Source organism: Staphylococcus piscifermentans (assembly GCF_900186985.1).
GTDB lineage: Bacteria > Bacillota > Bacilli > Staphylococcales > Staphylococcaceae > Staphylococcus > Staphylococcus piscifermentans.
This window is the reverse complement of the sequence record NZ_LT906447.1, coordinates 1,105,346-1,127,013: the sequence shown is the minus strand read 5'-3', so window position 1 is coordinate 1,127,013 and position 21,668 is coordinate 1,105,346. Positions and strand designations below refer to the sequence as shown.

Genomic DNA, 21,668 nt, shown 5'->3' with positions numbered 1-21,668 from the left:
CATCGCTACATATTTGTAACGATGAGGCTTATTTGTTATCTTAAACGATTATTTTTTATCATGTTTTGCATATGATTTACTAGTGATTTGTCCGCCATTTACAATCACATCTTTTTCTGGGAATGGTTTTTCTTCAAAGAAATTTGTTAATAAGTTTTTAACGCCGTCTTCAATACGATGTTGTGCTTCAATTACCATACCTGAATAATGAATTGTCATAGCATTACGTGGCATTTTTCTCCAAGGATGATCAGCTGGTGCAGGTTGAGGATACCAAACATCGCCACCGTAACCTTGAATATGATTTTCTTCTACCATTTGGACAATTTCATCTTTGTTCACGATTTTACCACGTGCACAGTTAACAATATAACTGCCGTCTTTCATCTTGCTGATAGTATCATAATCAAATAAGTTATCTGTCTCAGGAGTCAATGGTGATGTGATAATAATAACATCACTCGTAGCGACTAATTCATCGAAATCAACATATTTCGAGAAGTCAGTATCTTCTTGGCTAGAACGTCTAAAGTGTTGAATATTAACATCAAACGGTTTCAAACGTTCACCAACTAAACGTCCGATTCTGCCTAAACCGAAGATACCGATTGTTTTATGTTGTAATTCAAATGCATGGTTAGTCACTTTAGTAAGATTCCAAGTACCTTCTTCTGACTGATGGTGTCCTTCTTCATAGTTACGCACTAGAATCAAAGTTAACATTACAATATGTTCTGCCACACTGACAGTGTTTGAATCTGTTACTTCAACAACTGAAATATCATGTTTGCTGGCCGCTTCTAAATCAACATGGTCAGAACCTACCCCTGCTGTTACAGCGAGTTTCAAATTGGGTGCTTTTTCAATACGTTCTGCAGTCATATAGGCTGGATAGAAAGGTGCACTGATTACAACATCCATATCTTTAAGATGTTGATCTAAATCTTCCTCTCCGTTTTTTAAAACTACTAATTCATGTCCTCTTTCTTCTAAAAAAGGACGTAAATTTAATGCAGATTGATCATCTAATATATTATTTTCAGTTTCCCCTTCAGTTGCTTCAGGAAATAATGCTACAATTTTCATTTATAATCACCTTTATTCTTTATATTTTATATTTTGAAAAGTTAGTCACATTAATTCTAAATTTCCCTTATTGCACTTACCTAAACAATTCAACATGTTTTATCACATTTTTGTCATAAAAAAAGACACCTTTTTCAGGTATCTTTTTTAATTATATCTTTAATTTTTATAAATATGAACTTGCGGTTTTTTATCATCTTTCGTCTTAGTAATTAAAGCTCTTGCATTATTTCCATCTTTAATATGAATTTCATATTCATCGATACTGCTGAAATATTTTTCAGCTTGTTCTGTTACATATTGCGTAATACCAGTCAATTCTGCTTTACCATAATAATCAATCGGTAAATCGATAGAGACTTGTTGTGGTTTTTTGTTTACGAATTTTGCTTTACCTACTGCTTGCGTAAAGTTCGTAAAATATGATTGCAAGTTGTCATTGAATTGCTTGAAATTATTATTCAAACTTTCATCTAAATCGCCCGCTTCTTGAGAAGGCAGCAACACTGTTTTCTCATTAATCGATTTCCAATCATTAATACGCGTCTGACCATCATCAGCTGTAGCACCTGCTACAAATTCCCCAGGAATGATGTCATCTTCTCCGGATTGAAGATAAATCGCAAAGTGAATTGGAATGTCTTTCAATGCTTTGTTTTCACGTAAACGCGATAAGATTTCATCCGACATGCGTTTACCTTCTTTTTCTACTTTCGCTCTATCTAGTTTCTTACTGAAAGTAGCACCATCTTTTTCTTTTTGATAGTAGTAAACGCTGTTCATTGCTAGACCGATTGTCATTCCTTTAATCTTTTTACCTTCAGTATCTCTGTTGCCGTAGAAGTCTTGTTCTAAAATATTGGATAGATAAGCTGGTGACTTTTCTGCAATTTTCTTTTCATCTTTTTCACCATTATGTGAAGGATTTAATCCTAAATTTTCATTAGCATTTTTGTCTTCTTTATCATCGGCAGACATCTTATCGATTTCAGATTTCGTGTATTTCGGTTCAAGATAGGAATTGATTGTCTCTTTGTCTAGATATTGACCGTCTTGATAAAGATATTTATCAGTAGGAAAGACTTCTTTGCTTTGTTTCAGCAAACCATCCTCAAAATCTTCGCCGTTGTAGCCGCTTGCCATGTTTTGCTGCAGCAGACCTCTTGCTTGGCTTTCTTTAAAAGGCAGAATTGTACGGTAATTATCCCCTTGCACATCTTTATCCGTAGCAATTTGCTTAACATTATTAGAATCTGTTTTCTGACTGCTTTCATTTTTCTCTGATTTATCTTGCTCATTCTTATTGCCACACGCTGTGAGAATCAATAAGAGAGAGATGAGTAATACAAATGTCCGCTTCATGCCCCGATCTCCTCTATTGTTTATTTGTTTTCAATTTCTTTTTGTTTTTCCATAAATTCTTCTTCAGACCAGACTTCAGTACCAAGTTTTTCTGCCTTAGTTAATTTAGAACCTGCATCTTCTCCAGCGATTACAAGATCTGTATTTTTAGTCACACTGCTTGTTGTTTTGGCACCTTGTGCTTCAAGCCATTTTGAAGCTTCAGTCCGTGTCATGTTTTGCAGTTTGCCAGTTAACACTACTGTTTTACCGTTAAACTCAGAATCAGTCTGGATTTCTGTTATTTTTAGACCTTCATATGTCATATTAACATTTTTTCTGCGCAGTTTTTCAATTAAAGCGATAATATCTTCGTTATTTAAATACGTAATTAAAGAAGTCGCTAATTTATCACCGATATCATGAATTTCCAGCAACTCTTCTTCTGTAACTCTAAATAATCTATCCATTGTTTCAAAGCGCTCAGCAATTACTTGGCTGGCTTTCACACCTAAATGTCTGATACCTAATCCAAATAAAAGATGTTCGAGTGAATTATTTTTCGAAGCTTCAATTGCGTTTAATAAATTATCTGCTTTCTTTTCACCCATTCTTTCAAGTGGCAATAAATCATCTTTAGTTAAATAATAAAGATCGCCGACGTCTTTGATAATTTCATTTTCATAGAGCTGCATAATAATCTTTGTGCCTAATCCATCGATATTCATAGCTTGTCTAGATACAAAATGAATCATACCTTCTACTAATTGTGCAGGACATTTAGGGTTGATACAACGCAAAGCCACTTCGCCATCTAATCGAACTAATTCGTGACCGCAACTTGGACAATGCGTCGGCATGTGATAAGGCTCAGTGCCTTCTGGTCGACGTTCAGGTAAACTGCGGATAACTTCAGGAATAATATCTCCTGCCTTTTTAATCACTACGCTATCACCAATACGTATATCCTTCTCATGAATTAAATCCTCATTATGCAAAGAAGCACGAGAAACCGTCGTACCTGCAACTCTTACAGGCTCTAACACGGCAGTCGGCGTAACTACTCCTGTTCTGCCGATACTCAACTCTATATCTAATAATTTGGTCACTACTTCTTCAGCAGGGAATTTATAAGCAATCGCCCATCTTGGCGATTTCTGTGTGAACCCAAGTTCATCTTGTTCTTCTAAATCATTGACCTTAATTACAATACCGTCGATATCATAAGGTAATTCTTCACGATGTGCTGTCCAATATTTAATGTACTCTAACACACCCTCAATATCGGCCACACGTTTACGATTTTGATTCGTTTTGAAACCGAGTTCATCTAATTCATCGAGTGCTTCACTTTGTGTCTCAGCGTGGAAATTCGTAAAGTCATTCACACTGTATAAAAAGACGCTGAGTCGGCGTTTAGCTGCAAGTTTCGAATCTAACTGGCGTAATGAACCTGCTGCTGCATTTCTAGGATTAGCAAAAGCTTGCTCGCCCGCTTCTTCCTTTTGCTGATTTAAATGTTCAAAAGATTTCTTCGGCATATATGCTTCACCGCGCACTTCGAATGTCAACGGTTTATTGATACGCAATGGAATTGCACGAATCGTACGTAAATTGGCAGTAATATCTTCTCCGATTGTACCGTCCCCACGCGTTAATCCTTGGACGAAGCGACCGTCTTCATATTTCAAAGAAACAGCTAAACCATCAATTTTCAATTCACACATGTATTCCACTTTGCCTGCTTTTTCGCGTACACGTGCATCGAAGCGACGCAATTCTTCTTCGTTAAACGCGTTGCCCAAACTGAGCATGGGTGTATCATGACGCACTTTGTTAAAAGTCGCTTGTGCTTCTCCACCTACTCTGACTGTCGGAGAGTCTTCTGTTTTATATTCTGGGTGTGCCTTTTCTATATCAATCAATTCACGCAGCAACTTATCGTATTCACTATCAGGAACTGATGGATTGTCTTGAACGTAATATTCATGACTGTATTTATTTAAAAGATGATGTAACTCTTGTACTCGAGCTGCAAGTTCGGCCATCTATTAATCCTCCTTCTTCTCAATCGGAGCAAAATTCGCTAGTAATCGTTTAGGTCCTTGTGATTTGAAAATAATATCTAATTCTACAGAACCATTTTTCTCATTCACATTGCTGACCATACCTTCGCCCCATGCTTTATGCATCACTTTATCTCCAACATGCCAATCGTTAGAAGCAACAGCTGCGTTTCTAGAAACACGTCGGCTAGGTCCGCGTTTAGCAGGTTTTTTATTACCGAAGGAACTACCGATTCTGCTTTCTTTCTTTTTACCCTTATCCAGCAAATCTTCTGGAATTTCTCTTAAAAATCTAGAAGCCGCATTAGATTGGATACGTCCGAATAAAGTTCTAGAAGTCGCATGAGTCAGATATAACTCTTCTTCAGCACGAGTAATAGCTACATAACAAATACGACGCTCTTCTTCCATTTCATGTTCATCATCGCTTTTGATGGAGCGTATATGCGGGAAGATAGATTCTTCCATACCCATAATAAAGACGATTGGGAATTCCAAACCTTTTGCCGAGTGCATTGTCATTAAAGTTACACCATTTTCAATATCTGCTTCATCAATATCAGCAACTAGTGATAAATCTGTTAAGAAGTTGATTAATGATTGCTCTTCTAACGGGGTATTTTTCTCATAATCCATTGGTACAGACATGAACTCTTCAATATTTTCCAAACGGCTGCGTGATTCGAGTGATTGATCACGTTCCAACATTTCTTTATAACCAGATTTTTCCAAGATTTCCTCCACAATTTCAGTGATTTCTAGGAATTCTTGTTCTTTAATCAAGTTAGAGATTAAATTGTAAAATCCTAAAGCTTCTTTAACTACTTTTTTAGAAAGTCCGATAAAGTCTGCTTCTGCCAAGGCATCAAACATACTGATATCATTTTGTTGTGCGTAATTTTGGATTTTTTCTACAGAAGTTGGACCGATACCGCGTTTCGGTACATTAATCACACGTTGTAAGCTGATGTCGTCGTTACTGTTGGCAACTAAACGTAAATAACTCAACAAGTCTTTGATTTCTTTACGGTCATAGAACTTATGGCCACCGACCATTGTGTATGGGATATTAGCTTTCATAAATGTTTCTTCAAGCACACGAGATTGGGCATTCGTACGATATAAAATGGCCATATCATTGAAGCTTTTATTATTTTCGCGTTGCTGACGCATGATTTCTTTTACCACGTATTGTGCTTCATCTTTTTCAGTTACCGCTTCATAATAATTGATTTTCTTGCCTTCATTATTGGCTGTCCATAAGCCTTTAGGTTTACGTTCTGTATTATTTTTTATCACTTCATTTGCAGCATTTAAAATCACTTTCGTTGAACGATAATTCTGTTCCAAGAAAATCGTTTTAGCATTCGGATAATCTTCCTCAAATGATAAAATGTTTTGGATATCAGCACCACGCCAACCATAAATAGATTGGTCTGAATCCCCTACGACGCATAAGTTTTTAAATTTACGAGCGAGTAATTGCACTAAAGTATATTGCGCACGGTTGGTATCTTGGTATTCATCAACATGGATGTATTGGAATTTATTTTGATAATATTCTAAGACATCTGGAACCCGTTTGAATAAAGTGATTGTAGTCATAATCAAGTCGTCAAAATCTAATGCTGCATTTCGGGACAATTGACGTTGATAACCTTCATAAACACGTGCGACCATGTCAGACATGAAATCTGTCGCTTCAGCTACTGCATCTTCAGGTGTTTTCAATTCATTTTTCAAATTACTGATTTGACCGATGAACATTCTTGGTTCATAACGTTTCGGATCGATATTTTCGCGTTTTAATACATCTTTTATCACTGATTTCTGGTCAGTTGGATCAATGATCGTAAAGTTGCGTTCAATCCCAATGCGGTCTGCATCTCTACGTAAGATTCGTACGCACATGGAGTGGAAAGTCGACATCCAGATTGCTTGTGCCTCTTCGCCTACAAGTTTCTCTACACGTTCTTTCATTTCACGTGCGGCTTTATTTGTAAAAGTAATAGCTAACACATTATAAGGAGAAACTCCCTTTTCATCTAACAAATAAGCAATTCGATGCGTTAAGACTCTCGTTTTTCCTGAACCTGCTCCGGCCATGATTAAAAGCGGGCCTTCTGTTGTGCGCACCGCTTCGCTCTGTTCCGTATTCATATTGTTTAATAACGCATTCATTTATTATTTCTCCTTTATTTTTACAGTTTTCAATGCTTGCTTTACATCCTCATACACTAAATTACCTACTACAATCGTGTCGGCAACTTCCGCAGCTGCTTTCGCTTCGCTGATTGAGGATATACCTCCTCCATAAAAGACATGTGCCTCTTCTAAGGTTTCTTTGGCGGAACGCACCTTTTCCATATCACCAAAGGTACCGCTGTATTCTATGTACATAATTGGAAATCTATAGACTTTATCTGTCATCAAGGCATAAGCTTCAATATCTTCGGTCTCTAAGTTGGTTTGAGCTTGTGTCTTTACTGCTACTTTCGAATCAGGATTCAAGACGAGATAGCCTTGGAATATGACCTCGTCGAAATCCATCATGTGCCCGTATTCTTTCAACGCTTCTAGTAAAATGCCATTTTGGTAGGTCACATCCGGACTATTCAGCACTATCGGAACGAAGTAAAAATCAAAGCCTGGCATCGTACTTTCAAGATTAGAAATCTCGAGCACTAAGGGAAGCGGGTAGCGGCGGACGCGGCTCATTAATTGAATCACATTATCTTCAGTTACATTATCTGTTCCGCCGATAATAATGGCGTCTGTTTCTGACATGCAGATTTTGTCTAAATCCTCATCGTTAATTGTCTTTGCAGGATCTAATTTAAACACATGTTTCCACTTTTTAATGTCGTACATATCTACGCTCTCCTTCTCTTAACATACCTTTGATTATATCATTTTTAGGGTCTATATTCTAAGTTGATGTATATGAAAACCTTTAACACTTTGTAAAAAATATTCTCTAAAGTCCAAGAAAAATATGTTTCCGCTTACTTCTTATTGTAAGTGTTTTACGGCGCATAAAACCCATTCGCACTAAATCTAATGGAATGGGTTGTGTATATCAAACGTTATTCATTTGTTTCAATATTCATTCTGTCTAATACTACTGTGTATGCATCATTGCCCCATTGTAATGAGCGTTTCACTCTGGAAATAGTCGCTGTTGATGCCCCAGTTTCTTTTTCGATTGTTGCGTATGTGTATCCTTGTTTAATCATTTTTGCGACTTGGAGTCTTTGAGATAACGATTGAATTTCGTTGACTGTACATAAGTCGTCAAAGAATTGGTAACATTCTTCTCTATTTTCAAGCGTTAAAATCGCATCAAACAACTCATCTAATGCCTTGCCTCGTAATTTCTCAATTTGCATATCAAACAACTCCTGTTCTATATATTCATACCTATTTTAACGTACTAATACGTTAAAGTGTAGTAATCCTATACGAAAAGGAGTTGTTTTTTTATTATATCAAATTATAACATACAAATTAGTCAGCTAATCCTGCACGTTCAAAGATAGTATCTACTTGGTTCAAGTGATGTTTAGGATCAAAGGCTTTATCTAAGTCTTCTTTGCTTAATACATCTGTAATTTGTGAATCTTGTTCAAGTAATTCGCGGAATGGCGTTTTAGTTTCCCAAGATTCCATAGCTTTAGGTTGAACTAAATCGTATGCTTGTTCACGTACCATACCTTTATTGATAAGTGTTAATAGTACACGTTGTGAATAAATCAAACCGAAAGTTTTATTGATATTTTCCATCATATTATCTTCGAAAACAGTTAAACGATCAATGATGTTTGTGAAACGATTCAAAGCATAATCTAAAGCAATTGTCACATCTGGCAACATAATACGCTCTGCTGAAGAGTGAGAAATGTCACGTTCATGCCATAAAGGTACATCTTCGTAGGCAGTTGTGATATAACCACGAATGACACGAGAAATACCAGTGATGTTTTCAGAACCAATTGGGTTACGTTTATGCGGCATTGCTGAAGATCCTTTTTGACCTTTAGCAAATGCTTCTTCTACTTCACGTGTTTCAGTTTTTTGTAATCCACGCACTTCAACTGCAAATTTTTCCATAGAAGTAGCAATTAAAGCAAGTGTTGCAATATAGTAAGCGTGACGGTCACGTTGCAATGTTTGTGTGGAAACTGGAGCTGCACCAAGTCCTAAATGTTCTGTAACATAAGCTTCGATTTCAGGTGGAATATTGGCAAAAGTTCCAACTGCCCCGCTCATTTTACCTACTTCAATTTCTTCTCTGACTGCTTTGAAACGTTTCAAGTTACGTAACATTTCTTGATACCATAATGCCATTTTCACACCAAAAGTAGTCGGTTCAGCGTGGACACCATGTGTACGACCCATCATTAATGTATATTTATATTTTTTTGCTTTAGCAGCTAATACTTCGATAAAACGTTCAATGTCTTTTTCTAAAATATCGTTCGCTTGTTTGATTTGATAACTTAAGGCAGTATCTACCACATCTGTAGAAGTTAAACCGTAATGTACCCATTTACGTTCTTCGCCTAATGTTTCAGAAACTTGACGTGTAAATGCTACTACATCGTGACGTGTTTCTAATTCAATTTCTTTTGCACGGTCTACATCTACGCGTGCATTTTCACGAATTTTCTTAACGTCTTCCTCTGGGATAAATCCTAATTTACTCCAAGCTTCGCATGCTAGAATTTCAACCTCTAACCATGCTTCATAACGATTTTGGTCTGTCCAAATTTGAGACATTTCTTCTCGAGAATAACGTTCAATCATTTCATAAACTCCTATCTTAAAGTTTGATTTTTAAATATTCATCGTTCGCTTTATATGTACATTATCATTAAAATTTTGAAAAACGTTCGACTTTTTATCCTTATACTCTCTATTTTAACAGAATATTTTTCAAATGTATAAAGGTTTTCAGAACTTTTTCAAGAAAAGAGACTAGAACATCAATCTGTCCTAGCCCAAACTTTCCTGCATCCGCAGCTTTACTCTTCTATTTTTTTACCGACAAATTGAATAAACTGCCGTTCTACTTCAATACTGCCGTCTTTATTTTCACGATAGACAGGTTTTTCGAAACGCTTCACTGGCATATATTCCGCTTCTCGCATACGTTTCAAACAATCTTGTATAGTTTCATCTTCTCTGACTTCAAATTTCATCTGTATCATACGCCTTTAATTTTTTACTTCGTACGCCTTTAACCCAGAATCCGCCATGGAGGGTACGGGCTTCATATGCGATAACGAATGCTTTTTCATCAAGTTGTTTAATGGTATCCATCAACTTCAACTCAAAACGTCTAGGTGTAAGAATTTGCATTACAAGACGTTCGCCATCTCTTCCATATGCGGGGAAATGCGTGACGCCATAACCTAAATTTCTTAACTGTGTAGGCAAATCTAACTCATAATTAGCGGTCGTCACATTGACCACTGAATATCCCAAAGCAAGTTTCTCTTCAATTTTCATACCGACAATGATACCGATAGAGAATCCTAAAGCATAAGCAATAATATTTTGGAATTTATCTAAGTTCGCCATAACAAGTCCTAAGCCGATAATGTAAATCAATACTTCCACAAAGCTCACCGCTGCAGCGATGTAGCGGTAACCTTTCAATGTAAGGATGGTACGGACTGTTAAGCATGTGACGTATGCCACGTTAATGACAAAGATTGCAAGCAACATCAGCCAAGGATTCGCTGATATAACTGACAATATAACATACCTCTTTTCAAATTTTGATTCACATTATTTTATCAGTCGCTCAATAATTTGTCACTCTTTTTCTTTATCAGAGTCAGTTTTAGGCCACGTAAATCGTGTATAAGCAAGCTCTCTTTTATGGGCATTACGTAAATAATGCTGTTCGATTTTTTTCTGATCTGCTTCAGACACCGGACGACCTTCTAGATAATCGTCAATAGCTTGATAAGTTACACCCAACGCTTCTTCGTCCGGCAATTGCGGTTTATCATCCTCTAAATCGGCAGTCGGTATTTTTTCGTATAAATGCTTCGGTGCACCTAAATATTCTAATAACTGTCTGCCTTGGCGTTTATCTAAACCGAAGAGCGGTGCAATATCTGCTGCACCATCTCCGTATTTTGTAAAGAAACCTGTGATGTTCTCGGCTGAATGATCGGTACCGATAACAATTCCGCTTGTATTCGCAGCAATCGCAAATTGTACTTTCATGCGCTCACGTGCTTTTTCATTACCGCGCTGAAAATCAGTTAAACGAAAGCCCGCTTCTTCCAAAGCTTTCACGCCTTGATCAACAGCTGGTTTAATATTGACCGTTACCGTTTGATCAGGCTGGATAAATTCTAAAGCATCTTCTACTTCATCTGCATCTCTTTGTACACCGTAAGGAAGTTTCACTGCGATAAATTTGCAGTCGCGCCCTTCTGAACGTAACTCGCTCACCGCGATTTCTGCCAAACGTCCTGCTAACGTAGAATCTTGTCCTCCTGAAATACCTAATACCAAAGTTTGAATAAAGCTATGTGATTGTACATAAGTTTTAATAAAACGAATGATATCGCGTATTTCTGACTCACTGTCGATTTCAGGTTTCACTTTCATCTCATTTAAAATGATATCGCGCAATTCACTCATGACGCTCCTCCATTTCTTTGACATTTTCAGCCACTTCGAAAATTTTCTGTTGTTTGTTATCCCAACAAGCTTGACTCAAGTCGACTGGATATTCTTGAGGGTTCAAGAAACGTTTGTTTTCTTCCCATAAATGACTTAAATTGCTTTCTAAGAATTTTTGAGCGGTCTTTTCATCCGGTAAATCATAAACTAACTTGCCATCTTTATAAATATCTTTGTGCAAGTCAATCGCCTCGAATGATTTAACAGTCTTGCTCTTATACGTATGCACAGGATGGAATAATTTCAACGGTTTTTCATCATATGGATTTTCATAAGCCATAGTAATATAATCGCCTTCAGCTTTGCCCGTTTTCTTATTAATAATGCGATAGACATTTTTCTTGCCAGGTGTCGTAACTTTTTCAGCATTATTAGAAAGTTTAATGCGGTCTTGATATTCGCCGTTTTCATCCTCTACTGCTACTAATTTATACACGGCACCGAGTGCAGGTTGATCATGACCTGTAATTAATTTTGTACCGATGCCCCAAGAATCGACTTTAGCTCCTTGTGCTTTCAAACTCATAATTGTTTGTTCATCAAGGTCGTTAGAAGCAATAATTTTAGCATCTGTAAATCCAGCATCATCAAGCATTTGACGTGCTTTTTTAGATAGATACGCAATATCACCTGAATCTAAACGAATACCGATAAAGTTGATTTTATCACCTAATTCTTTTGCAACTTGAATCGCAGAAGGCACGCCTGATTTCAAGGTATGGAAAGTATCAACTAAGAAGACACAATCTTTGTGACGTTCTGCATATTTTTTGAAAGCAATATATTCATCACCATAAGTTTGAACAAAAGCATGTGCATGTGTACCAGAAACTGGAATGCCGAATAGTTTGCCTGCACGAACATTACTTGTCGCATCAAATCCGCCGATAATGGCTGCTCTCGCTCCCCATAAGGCTGCATCTTCTTCTTGAGCACGACGTGTACCGAATTCCATTAAAGTATCGTTAGGTGCTACTTGTTTGATGCGGCTTGCCTTAGTTGCAATCAAAGTATGGAAATTGACAATATTCAAGAGAATAGTTTCTACTAATTGCGCTTGAATTAAAGGTGCTTCCACTCTGACTAGCGGTTCATTATTGAAGCAGACCTCTCCTTCTTCCATCGCTCTGACATTACCAGTAAAACGTAAATCTTTTAAGTAATCTAAGAAATCATCTTTATAGCCGATAGATCTTAAATACTCGATATCTGATTCTGTAAAATGGAAATTTTCAATAAATTGAATTGCTCTGCGTAAGCCGTTAAATACAGCGTATCCGCTATCAAATGGCATTTTACGGAAGTATAAATCAAAGACTGCCTTTCTTTCGTGCACATTATCATACCAATAGCTTTCCGCCATATTTATTTGATATAAATCATTATGAAGCATTAAGCTATCATCTTTGTATTGATACATAACTTTCTCCCCAATCAACCGTTTTGTGTTTAGTTTATCACAATACCTGTTGCTTTAATACGTTAGCACCCTCTTTATCTTACTTTTCAGTAAATCAAAATAAACCATGAGGCCTTTTATTTGTAAATAGTATATTAGTGGATGTAAAAATTTTGTTGAATTTGTGAAAAATTCATGCATGATTAATGGAATTTTATTAGGGCTTTTTAGTTAAAAATTCTATAATAATAGATGAGGTGAATGCGGAATGTTATTAGAAAAAGCGAGAGAATTTATTAACACGATGTATCGCGAATTAAACTATTCACAAAGCGCAATTGATAGTCGCTTGGACGAAATTAAAAATGAAATTGCTGAAACAGGAACATATCGACATACAAGTGAAGAACTCACATATGGAGCACGAATGGCTTGGCGTAATTCCAACAGATGTATCGGGCGCTTATTTTGGGAAACATTGATTGTCCAAGATGCCAGAGATGTCGAAACGAATGAAGCTTTTATAGAAGCGATTAATACGCATTTAAAAGAAGCCACAAACGGAGGTAAAATCAAATCTTACATTACTATTTTTTCTCCAGATCAGCCGCCCACTATTTATAATAATCAACTTATACGTTATGCCGGTTATGAGGATAAAGGCGATCCGGCTGAAAGAGAGATTACAAAGCTTGCCCAGCATCTCGGTTGGCAAGGCGCTGGTACAGACTTTGATGTCTTACCGTTAATTTATCAATTGCCCCATGAAACTCAAATGCGCATGTATGAACTACCTCCAGAGTTAGTGCTCGAGGTACCTATCGAACACCGCAACTTTCCTAAGTTAAAGGAATTAGGTATTAAATGGTATGCAGTGCCGATTATTTCAAATATGGATTTAAAAATCGGCGGTATTACGTATGGAACCGTACCTTTTAATGGTTGGTATATGGTTAATGAAATTGCGGTGCGAAATTTCACAGATAGTTACCGCTATAATTTGATAGAAAAGGTTGCAGAAGCGTTCGAATTTGATACACTTAAAAATACTTCATTTAATAAAGATCGTATCGTCGTTGAGCTGAACGATGCTGTTTATCATTCATTCAAAAAGCACAATGTTTCGATTGTTGATCACTTAACAGCTGCGAAACAGTTTGAGCATTTTGAACGCAATGAGAAACAAGCAGAGCGTCAAGTAACCGGAAAATGGTCATGGCTAGTACCGTCTCTTTCACCTACACTCGTGTCAAACTACCATCATGGGTATTCAAATGAGATGAAAGAACCGAACTTTTTTTATAAAAAGAAAGCTGAAAAAACAGGCTGCCCTTTCCATTAATCAGTGACTGAGATCACCAAAGGGGAATTGCTGATGAATTTATATTATTTAGGTCCGAAAGGCACATTTTCATACCTTGCTTCTCAAAAGTACCTGCCTGAAAACGAAGCAGATTATATACCAAAATCAAATCTATATGAGGTTGTGCAATCTGTACAAGATTATCCAGGCAGTATCGGTATTGTGCCAATTGAAAACTCAATCGAAGGTACAATTAATATTATTGCCGACGGTTTAGCGAATCAAAATATCTACGCCTTAGATGAAATACATTTGAATATTCAATTTGCATTGTATGGTCTGCGAGGTACAGAATGTTCTCAACTCGACAAAGTGTATTCAATTGCACCAGCCATCAGTCAAACGAGCAATTTTATAGCTGAGCATGATTATCAAATTGGTTACACAGAAAGCACAGTGCAAAGCTTAGATTACATTGATGCGCACACTGGCGCTATTGCTCCGATGGGATTGACCGATATTCATAATCACAATATTTCAGCTTTAGCTCAAAATATTGAAGATTTCCCACATAATGTAACGCGCTTTCTAGTCATCGGCAGTCAATTGGAACTGTCAGAAACTGCGACAGATACTATGTTGCTCATTACACCTAAAGAAGACCGCGCCGGGTTATTAGCAACAATATTGAATACCTTTGCTATCTTTAATATCAACTTATCGTGGATTGAATCACGTCCTTTAAAAACACAGCTTGGTATGTACCATTTCTTCGTACAAGCCGACACACCGCTAAATGATGAATTGCATAAGGTGATCAAAATATTGGAAACTTTGGATTATCAAGTTAAACTTATCGGATCCTTCAACAAAAGCATATAAAGAGGCCGCCCTTTTAAAGTAGCTCACTAATGAAGCCACTTTAAAAGGGCTTTATCATTATTTTTCAATACTTAGTACAATTATGTTACGGGTATATAGCTCAATGAGAGGTGAAACTAATGGCAAAAATGGATACTATCCGTGTACACGGAGCGAAGCAAAACAATTTAAAGGATATTTCTGTCGATATCCCAAAACATGAAATTACTGTCTTTACAGGACGTTCTGGATCTGGCAAATCATCATTAGTATTTAATACACTCGCAGCTGAATCTGAACGCTTGCTCAATGAAACTTATTCAACCTATATACAGCACCAATTGACACAATACGAAAAACCAGATGTCGATTTAATTGAAAATCTGCCTGTGGCAATGATTATTAATCAAAAACGCTTAGGTGGAAACTCACGTTCTACTGTCGGAACTATTTCTGATATTTACGCATCTGTGCGTTTATTATGGTCTAGAATCGGCGAACCTTTCGTCGGTTATTCTGATATTTTCTCCTTCAATAATCCTAAGGGGATGTGTGAAACTTGCTCTGGATTAGGTTATGTAGAAGATATTGATTTGAATGAATTGCTTGATTATGATAAATCACTGAATGAAGATGCGATCAAATTTCCATCGTTTCGTCCAGACAGCTGGCGCGGCAAACGTTATTTGTACTCAGGACTGTTTGATAATGATAAAAAGTTAAAAGATTATACTGAAGAAGAAATGAATACTTTCTTATATACAGAACCTACTAAATTAAAAAATCCGCCTAGCAATTGGCCGCGCACTGCTAAATTTGAAGGATTGATTCACAGATTCAGACGGTCTTTTTTATTAAATGATAACTTTGAAAAAAATAAATTCCGCAGTGATGTCGATCGTGTGGTAACTTCTAAAGTCTGCCCTACTTGTCATGGTAAACGACTAAATCAAAAGGTATTAAGTTGTAAAATCAACGGCTTAGATATTGCAGATTTCACTGCGTTACCTATTGATGAAGCAATCGAGTTCTTAGAACAAATCGATTCACCAAAAGCAAAATTTATTATTGAACCTTTACTGCAACAAATGAAATCATTAAGTTATATCGGTTTAAATTATTTATCACTTTCTAGAGAAACAACGACTTTATCAGGCGGCGAATCACAAAGAATTAAATTAATCCGCCACTTAAACAGTCCGCTCAGCGATTTGGTTTATATCATTGATGAACCAAGCGTTGGACTGCATCCTGAAGATATACAACGTATCAATGAAATTATTATATCTTTAAAGGATAAAGGCAATACCGTTCTAGTGGTAGAACATGATCCCGATGTAATCAAAATTGCAGATTATATTATTGATTTAGGTCCCTTTGCGGGAAAAAATGGTGGCGAAATCACTTTCGAAGGAACTTATAAAGCTTTACTTTCTTCAGATACCAGTACTGGAAAAGCTTTAAGACGTAAACATGCTTTGAAACAGCACCCTATTCAAAATGAAGATAAAATTCACTTATCACATATTTCTAGAAATAATTTACAAGATGTTTCTGTTGAGCTACCAAAACATGTTATGACGGTCGTGACAGGCGTTGCTGGCTCAGGAAAAAGTTCTTTGATTCATGCGGGATTTGAAAATCAAGACAATGTTACTTTTATTGACCAAAAGCCTGTGCATGCTTCCAGTCGTTCTAATCTACTCACCTACTTAAATATTTTTGACGATGTCAGAGACTTTTTCAGTAAAGCAACTGGCATGAAGAAAAGCATGTTCAGTTATAACTCTGAAGGTGCTTGCCCAGAATGTCACGGCAAAGGCGTTTTAAAAACTGAGTTAGCTTTTATGCCTGACTTTACACAAGTATGCGATGTGTGCGGAGGTACACGTTATCGTCCAGAAGTATTAGAAGCTAAAGTAGATGGTTATTCTATCGCGGATATTTTATCTTTGACTGTGGATGAAGCAATAGACTTCTTTAGCAGTAACCCCAAAATTGCAGAACCGCTTCAAGCTTTAAAAGCTACCGGCCTTGACTATATGACCCTCGGACAGTCTCTTGATACACTTTCCGGCGGTGAAATCCAACGTGTCAAACTAAGTCGTTATTTAACAGAATCAGCTTCAGTAGAAAATCAAATCTTTATCTTTGATGAGCCGACAACTGGTCTGCATGAAGATGATATTCCGATTCTGATAGAGAGCTTTAATCATCTTATCCAACGCAACAATACAGTAATCCTAATAGAACATAATTTGACGATGATGACAGAAGCGGATTGGATAATCGATATTGGTCCTTACGCCGGTTCCCGTGGCGGAAAATTATTATTCGAGGGATTGCCGAAAGATTTATTGAAAGAAGATCAATCGGTAACCGCAAAACATTTACGTCGCTATCTTAATCAAGAATAAATCATTATGAATATAAAGAAGAGACCCTATGGAAGCGGTATATTCCGCTCCTTAGGGTCTCTCTTATTTTAAAATTCATTTAAATAAGTTTTTGACATATGAAAATTTCCCTTTATATGGTGGGAAGATAAGGCCAGATTCTAAACGCGTGGTTTTATAAATATAGGATTTTTCATGCGTAAATGTAGAGAACGAATATTTGCCATGATATTTTCCAAATCCTGAAGCACCAACGCCCCCAAACGGTAAGTTCGGGTTAGCTAATTGCATCATCGTATCATTTATAGCGCCTCCCCCAAAGGATAACTCATTTAGCACACGGTCTGTACAATTTTCATCTTCACTAAACAAATATAATGCTAATGGTTTAGGTCGCGCTGCAATAAAGTCGATTGCTTCATCTAACGAATCATATGATAGCAACGGTAAAATCGGCCCGAAAATTTCTTCCTGCATCAACGGATCGTCTGTTTTGACATCTTTGACAATTGTCGGTGCAACATAACGGTTCTCCGCATTGACTTCTCCGCCGATTACAATATCTCCGGTGCTGTCTTGCAATAAATGCTGCAATCGCGCAAAATGTTTGTGATTCACAATTCTGCCGAAGTCCGGACTATTTTCTGGAGTTTTGCCATAAAACTCTTCTATAGTTTTACGTAAAGCTTGAATAAATTCATCTTGAACTGACTTTTGAACCAGAATATAATCTGGTGCTACGCAAGTTTGACCAGCATTAGTGAATTTTCCCATCGCTATACGCTCACTTGCAACTTTCAAATTCGCTGTTTCATCAACAATAACTGGTGATTTGCCGCCTAATTCTAAAGTTACCGGCGTCAGATGTTTGCTGGCTGCTTCATAGACAATTTTGCCCACTTTTTCACTGCCCGTAAAGAACATATAATCAAAAGGCAGATTTAATAAAGTCTGCGTTTCATCGATACCGCCTTCTACAGTGGTAACATAAGCTTCTTCAAAGGCATCTTCAATAATCTTAGCAATGACATTCGACACATTCGGCGTCAATTCAGATGGTTTGACGATGGCTGTATTCCCTGCCGCAATTGCACCGATTAACGGTTCAAATACAAGTTGTACCGGGTAATTAAACGGTCCGATAATCAATACAGTTCCAAGCGGTTCTTTTTTAATATAACTTTTAGCCGGGAATAAATATAAAGGTGTGTTGACTTGTTTCGTTTTTGCCCATTTATGTATTTCCTTACGTGCATTACTAATACTTTTTAAGACCATTCCTATTTCAGTCGCATATGCTTCAACTTTATTTTTTCCTAAATCTAAATGCAATGCTGCCAACAATTGCTTTTCATGTTGATTAATAGCCTTTTTTAAATTTTTTAATTGCTTGCGACGATACTTGATATCCTTTGTAATTTGGGTTTTATAATAACCTTGGCAGTTATTAAATCGTTCTTGAATCGTTTTCAATGATTTTAATACTCCCTTCGTTTTGCATTCCTGATATGTTTATTTTATTTACCCTTTTTAACTATCTTTTATTTTTCTTATTTTTAAAAAATAAAAAAACTAGAATAAGTCAGCGCGCAAGAATGCAATTACTCATTCTCATCATCTTAACTTATCCCAGTTTATAAATCTAATAATATTTATCGTTACCTATCAGACCATAATTCAATTCTTATGATAAGGCTGCAGTAATCGGTGGAACAATTTGTTTCTTACGTGATACCACACCTGGTAAGAAAGCAGTATTATTATCTAATTCCACATCAAATGCCTTTGCAATTTTATCTTTATCTTTGCCGAGCACAAGAATTGTTGAATCACTGTTTAAAATATCAGTCGCTACCAATACGAAAATGTCATATTCTGCGCCACTTAAAGTTTCAGTGATTGCTTGTTCTAATTCTGCTTGACGTGCAAGAATTTCATTCACATCTACTGTGTTGACTTGACCGATTCTTACAGAATAATCGCCCATTTCGAATGTTTTAGCATCCGCATTGATAATTTCAACTGGAGATTTATCCACTGTTGAAGCGCCTGCTTTCAACATTTCCAAACCGTATTCTTGAGCGTTGACACCAGCAAGATTTTCTAATGCTTGTGCTGCTGCTTTGTCTTGCTCAGTACAAGTTGGTGATTTGAATAATAAGCTGTCAGAAATAATTGCAGATAACATTAAACCAGCAATTTGCGGTTTAATTTCGAACCCTTGTTCTTTGAACATTTTATACAAAATCGTAGCTGTGCAGCCTAGTGGTTCAGCGCGGTAGTATAAAGGTGCAGCAGTATGGAAATTTGCAATTCTATGGTGATCCACTACGTGAAGAATATTCGCACTTTCAATTGAGTCTGCGCTTTGTTGGAATTCATTATGATCAACTAAGATAACATCTTTATCTGTTAAGTCATCTGATAATAATTCAGGTGCTTCTGCTTTAAAATAATCTAAAGCATATTGTGTTTCTGGATTTAATTCCCCTAAACGATATGCTTTCGCAGAATCGTTTCCATTTAATCTTTCAAATTCAGCCATAATAATTGCTGAGTTGATTGCATCAGTATCTGGACTTTTATGCCCGAAAATATAAGTACTTGCCATGTCCTGAGACACTCCTTGTCATTAAATTTTATAATTCATATCTAATTAATTCTATTTTAGCACGATTTGAAACTGTTATTCTACCTTTACACCTAATACATTTTTAAAATGTTCTAGTGCAAATTCATGACCTGCCGGATTAAAGGAGGCCACTCCCTTTTCAGGTATAGTCGTATTATACCCTTTATTATACGCTGAAACAGCAGTATGCAATACACAAATATCCGTACAAACTCCAACAATTTCGATATCTTTGATACCACGCTCACGCAATAAGCTATCTAAAGGCGTACCAAAGAAAGAATCATAACGACGTTTATCTAAGAAATGAACATTTTCATGCTCCTTGATACTGTCATACACCTCTTTAACTTTGCCATATAACTCTCTTCCCGAAGTCCCTTCAATATTATGCGGCGGGAACAACTTGCTTTCAGGATGATAGTCATCATTTTCATAATGCAAATCCATCATGATAAATATTTCATCACTCTCTGCATCAAACGCTTCCATACGTTCAGCAATAAAGTCATCAATCGCTTGCCCCGGTTCACCGCAAGTCAGCTTGCCATCTGGCGCTACAAAATCATACGAATAATCTACAACAATCAAAGCTTGCTTTGCCATTATGCATAACCCCCATTTTTGTTTATACTAATACTATCTCGTTTATACTTAGAATAACCTACTTCACAGAATTTATCGACCATACATACCCTACTATTTTTTGAAAAAGAAACCTTTGGAAAGCAGGTGGCAGCAAATGATTATCAACCCCGTTCAATTCGGGCTCGCCGGAAAACATAAACATAAAGATACTAAAGCTATACAACAAGCGCTCAACTTAGCTAAAAAGCATCCAGGCAGCATTGTTTATATTCCAGCTGGAACCTATCATATTAAACGCGCTTTAACAATCTTTGAAGGCACTACTTTATTTTTAAACGAAGCGGCAGTGCTGCAACGTCATGGCAAAGATGCTTTGTTGAAAAATGGCTATCGTTATGGTCAATATCATGGCTATCGCGGAAATGGACACTTACGTATTATCGGCGGAACTTTCGATATGAACGGTTCACGCATTCCAGATAACAATACAGCGATGTGTATAGGGCACGCAGAAGATATTGTATTATATAATGTTACAATTAAAGATGTAGTTGGCGGCCATGGCATCGATGCCTGTGGTGTAGATGGATTAATAATTACACGTTGCAACTTTGAAGGCTTTTTAGATATTAATGGCGATCGCAGTTTTTCAGAAGCCATTCAGTTAGATATCCAAGTTCCTGGCGCCTTTCCGAAATTCGGTACACGCGATGGTACTATTACTAAAAATGTCTCCATTTCTGAATGTTATTTCGGTCCTTCCGAGACACCGAGCTTTAATAGTTGGAATCGCGCTATCGGCTCTCACGCCACACGCCATAATCAATATTATGAACATCTTTCTATTTTTAAAAATACGTTTCACCAAACCGGCGATTATGCATTAACACCGCTTAAAGCCAAAGATGTTTATATTATGGATAATCACTTTATTGATTGCACTGGCGGTATTCGTTTTCTCGGAACTAAAGATGATAAAAATACTGCTGACATCCAATCAGGTTGGATTACAGGTCCCCAAAGCGGAACACACGTGAATATCATTAATAACCGCTTCGACGGTAATATGAAAAAAGATGCTGTCCATATCCGCAATTATAAAAATATTCAACATCAAGATGTCGTTGTTGCAGATAATGTCTTTAATGAAGCGCACCAGCACTTACATTTAGAAGATATCGATCAACTTATAGTGCAACAACCTTCACTATCAGCCAAGCAAGTCAAACTTAAAAACATTACAAACGAAATATTAATCTTAAAATAAATAACAGGGTTGGGTATTATTTAC

18 protein-coding genes are annotated in these 21,668 nt (G+C 36.8%); 4 read left to right on the top strand and 14 right to left on the bottom strand.

From position 1 onward, the window contains the following. Positions 1-48: 48 nt before the first annotated feature. The 11 genes from CKV71_RS05060 to CKV71_RS05010 all read right to left on the bottom strand — a co-directional run bounded on the left by CKV71_RS05060 (position 49) and on the right by CKV71_RS05010 (position 12,618). The gene (locus tag CKV71_RS05060; protein WP_095104484.1) at positions 49-1,086 is read right to left on the bottom strand and encodes an NAD-dependent formate dehydrogenase; all 1,038 of its coding nucleotides are present in this window, start codon (positions 1,084-1,086) and stop codon (positions 49-51) included. 159 nt (positions 1,087-1,245) lie between these two features. Next, complete coding sequence (locus CKV71_RS05055) at positions 1,246-2,448, bottom strand: CamS family sex pheromone protein (protein WP_095104482.1); 1,203 nt, start codon at positions 2,446-2,448, stop codon at positions 1,246-1,248. A 20-nt stretch (positions 2,449-2,468) separates the two neighbouring features. Continuing rightward, on the bottom strand, positions 2,469-4,475 hold the full coding sequence (ligA, locus tag CKV71_RS05050; protein WP_095104480.1) for an NAD-dependent DNA ligase LigA: 2,007 nt from the start codon (positions 4,473-4,475) through the stop codon (positions 2,469-2,471). Between the two features lie 3 nt (positions 4,476-4,478). Further along, entirely contained in the window at positions 4,479-6,674 is a 2,196-nt protein-coding gene (gene pcrA, locus CKV71_RS05045) for a DNA helicase PcrA (RefSeq protein WP_095104478.1), read from the bottom strand. Between the two features lie 3 nt (positions 6,675-6,677). Beyond that, entirely contained in the window at positions 6,678-7,364 is a 687-nt protein-coding gene (gene pcrB / locus CKV71_RS05040; RefSeq protein ID WP_095104476.1) for a heptaprenylglyceryl phosphate synthase, read from the bottom strand. Positions 7,365-7,579: 215 nt separating this feature from the next. Further along, positions 7,580-7,882, bottom strand: coding sequence for a YerC/YecD family TrpR-related protein (locus tag CKV71_RS05035; RefSeq protein WP_095104475.1), 303 nt, complete (start codon positions 7,880-7,882; stop codon positions 7,580-7,582). A 118-nt stretch (positions 7,883-8,000) separates the two neighbouring features. Continuing rightward, positions 8,001-9,299 (bottom strand): adenylosuccinate lyase, encoded by a 1,299-nt coding sequence (gene purB, locus CKV71_RS05030; protein ID WP_095104474.1) that lies wholly within the window; start codon positions 9,297-9,299, stop codon positions 8,001-8,003. 218 nt (positions 9,300-9,517) lie between these two features. Continuing rightward, complete coding sequence (locus CKV71_RS05025) at positions 9,518-9,694, bottom strand: NETI motif-containing protein (RefSeq protein WP_095104472.1); 177 nt, start codon at positions 9,692-9,694, stop codon at positions 9,518-9,520. Beyond that, on the bottom strand, positions 9,684-10,223 hold the full coding sequence (locus CKV71_RS05020) for a DUF2179 domain-containing protein (protein WP_371685342.1): 540 nt from the start codon (positions 10,221-10,223) through the stop codon (positions 9,684-9,686). The genes CKV71_RS05025 and CKV71_RS05020 overlap by 11 nt, the downstream gene beginning before the upstream one ends. Before the next feature lie 90 nt (positions 10,224-10,313). Next, positions 10,314-11,156: an NAD(+) synthase gene (nadE, locus tag CKV71_RS05015; RefSeq protein WP_095104469.1), complete on the bottom strand. Its 843-nt coding sequence runs from the start codon at positions 11,154-11,156 to the stop codon at positions 10,314-10,316. Next, the gene (locus tag CKV71_RS05010; RefSeq protein WP_095104467.1) at positions 11,149-12,618 is read right to left on the bottom strand and encodes a nicotinate phosphoribosyltransferase; all 1,470 of its coding nucleotides are present in this window, start codon (positions 12,616-12,618) and stop codon (positions 11,149-11,151) included. The genes nadE and CKV71_RS05010 overlap by 8 nt, the downstream gene beginning before the upstream one ends. Before the next feature lie 247 nt (positions 12,619-12,865). Between CKV71_RS05010 and CKV71_RS05005 the strand changes: the two genes are divergently transcribed. From CKV71_RS05005 to CKV71_RS04995, 3 genes are all read left to right on the top strand, one after another. Further along, positions 12,866-13,939, top strand: coding sequence for a nitric oxide synthase oxygenase (locus CKV71_RS05005; protein WP_095104464.1), 1,074 nt, complete (start codon positions 12,866-12,868; stop codon positions 13,937-13,939). A gap of 33 nt (positions 13,940-13,972) precedes the next feature. Next, positions 13,973-14,782, top strand: a complete 810-nt coding sequence (locus tag CKV71_RS05000) for a prephenate dehydratase (protein ID WP_095104459.1) — start codon at positions 13,973-13,975, stop codon at positions 14,780-14,782. A gap of 128 nt (positions 14,783-14,910) precedes the next feature. Further along, the gene (locus CKV71_RS04995; protein WP_095107248.1) at positions 14,911-17,178 is read left to right on the top strand and encodes an ATP-binding cassette domain-containing protein; all 2,268 of its coding nucleotides are present in this window, start codon (positions 14,911-14,913) and stop codon (positions 17,176-17,178) included. A 75-nt stretch (positions 17,179-17,253) separates the two neighbouring features. Here the strand turns inward: CKV71_RS04995 and CKV71_RS04990 are convergent, their stop codons facing one another. From CKV71_RS04990 to CKV71_RS04980, 3 genes are all read right to left on the bottom strand, one after another. After that, on the bottom strand, positions 17,254-18,630 hold the full coding sequence (locus CKV71_RS04990; RefSeq protein WP_095104454.1) for an aldehyde dehydrogenase: 1,377 nt from the start codon (positions 18,628-18,630) through the stop codon (positions 17,254-17,256). A gap of 211 nt (positions 18,631-18,841) precedes the next feature. Then, entirely contained in the window at positions 18,842-19,768 is a 927-nt protein-coding gene (locus tag CKV71_RS04985; RefSeq protein WP_095104451.1) for a manganese-dependent inorganic pyrophosphatase, read from the bottom strand. A gap of 75 nt (positions 19,769-19,843) precedes the next feature. Then, a complete protein-coding gene (locus CKV71_RS04980; protein ID WP_095104449.1) occupies positions 19,844-20,395 on the bottom strand; it encodes a cysteine hydrolase family protein in 552 nt (183 codons plus the stop codon). A gap of 136 nt (positions 20,396-20,531) precedes the next feature. Between CKV71_RS04980 and CKV71_RS04975 the strand changes: the two genes are divergently transcribed. After that, complete coding sequence (locus CKV71_RS04975; protein WP_095104447.1) at positions 20,532-21,644, top strand: glycosyl hydrolase family 28-related protein; 1,113 nt, start codon at positions 20,532-20,534, stop codon at positions 21,642-21,644. Positions 21,645-21,668: the final 24 nt, after the last annotated feature.

Coding starts and splice junctions, on each gene's coding strand:
- CKV71_RS04985 (WP_095104451.1), bottom strand. CDS start 19,768: ATGGCAAGTACTTATATTTTCGGGCATAAAAGTCCAGATACTGATGCA.
- CKV71_RS05035 (WP_095104475.1), bottom strand. CDS start 7,882: ATGCAAATTGAGAAATTACGAGGCAAGGCATTAGATGAGTTGTTTGAT.
- pcrB (WP_095104476.1), bottom strand. CDS start 7,364: ATGTACGACATTAAAAAGTGGAAACATGTGTTTAAATTAGATCCTGCA.
- CKV71_RS05020 (WP_371685342.1), bottom strand. CDS start 10,223: ATGTTGCTTGCAATCTTTGTCATTAACGTGGCATACGTCACATGCTTA.
- purB (WP_095104474.1), bottom strand. CDS start 9,299: ATGATTGAACGTTATTCTCGAGAAGAAATGTCTCAAATTTGGACAGAC.
- CKV71_RS04975 (WP_095104447.1), top strand. CDS start 20,532: ATGATTATCAACCCCGTTCAATTCGGGCTCGCCGGAAAACATAAACAT.
- CKV71_RS05000 (WP_095104459.1), top strand. CDS start 13,973: ATGAATTTATATTATTTAGGTCCGAAAGGCACATTTTCATACCTTGCT.
- CKV71_RS04980 (WP_095104449.1), bottom strand. CDS start 20,395: ATGGCAAAGCAAGCTTTGATTGTTGTAGATTATTCGTATGATTTTGTA.
- CKV71_RS05010 (WP_095104467.1), bottom strand. CDS start 12,618: ATGTATCAATACAAAGATGATAGCTTAATGCTTCATAATGATTTATAT.
- CKV71_RS05005 (WP_095104464.1), top strand. CDS start 12,866: ATGTTATTAGAAAAAGCGAGAGAATTTATTAACACGATGTATCGCGAA.
- ligA (WP_095104480.1), bottom strand. CDS start 4,475: ATGGCCGAACTTGCAGCTCGAGTACAAGAGTTACATCATCTTTTAAAT.
- CKV71_RS05055 (WP_095104482.1), bottom strand. CDS start 2,448: ATGAAGCGGACATTTGTATTACTCATCTCTCTCTTATTGATTCTCACA.
- pcrA (WP_095104478.1), bottom strand. CDS start 6,674: ATGAATGCGTTATTAAACAATATGAATACGGAACAGAGCGAAGCGGTG.
- CKV71_RS05060 (WP_095104484.1), bottom strand. CDS start 1,086: ATGAAAATTGTAGCATTATTTCCTGAAGCAACTGAAGGGGAAACTGAA.
- CKV71_RS04995 (WP_095107248.1), top strand. CDS start 14,911: ATGGATACTATCCGTGTACACGGAGCGAAGCAAAACAATTTAAAGGAT.
- nadE (WP_095104469.1), bottom strand. CDS start 11,156: ATGAGTGAATTGCGCGATATCATTTTAAATGAGATGAAAGTGAAACCT.
- CKV71_RS05025 (WP_095104472.1), bottom strand. CDS start 9,694: ATGAAATTTGAAGTCAGAGAAGATGAAACTATACAAGATTGTTTGAAA.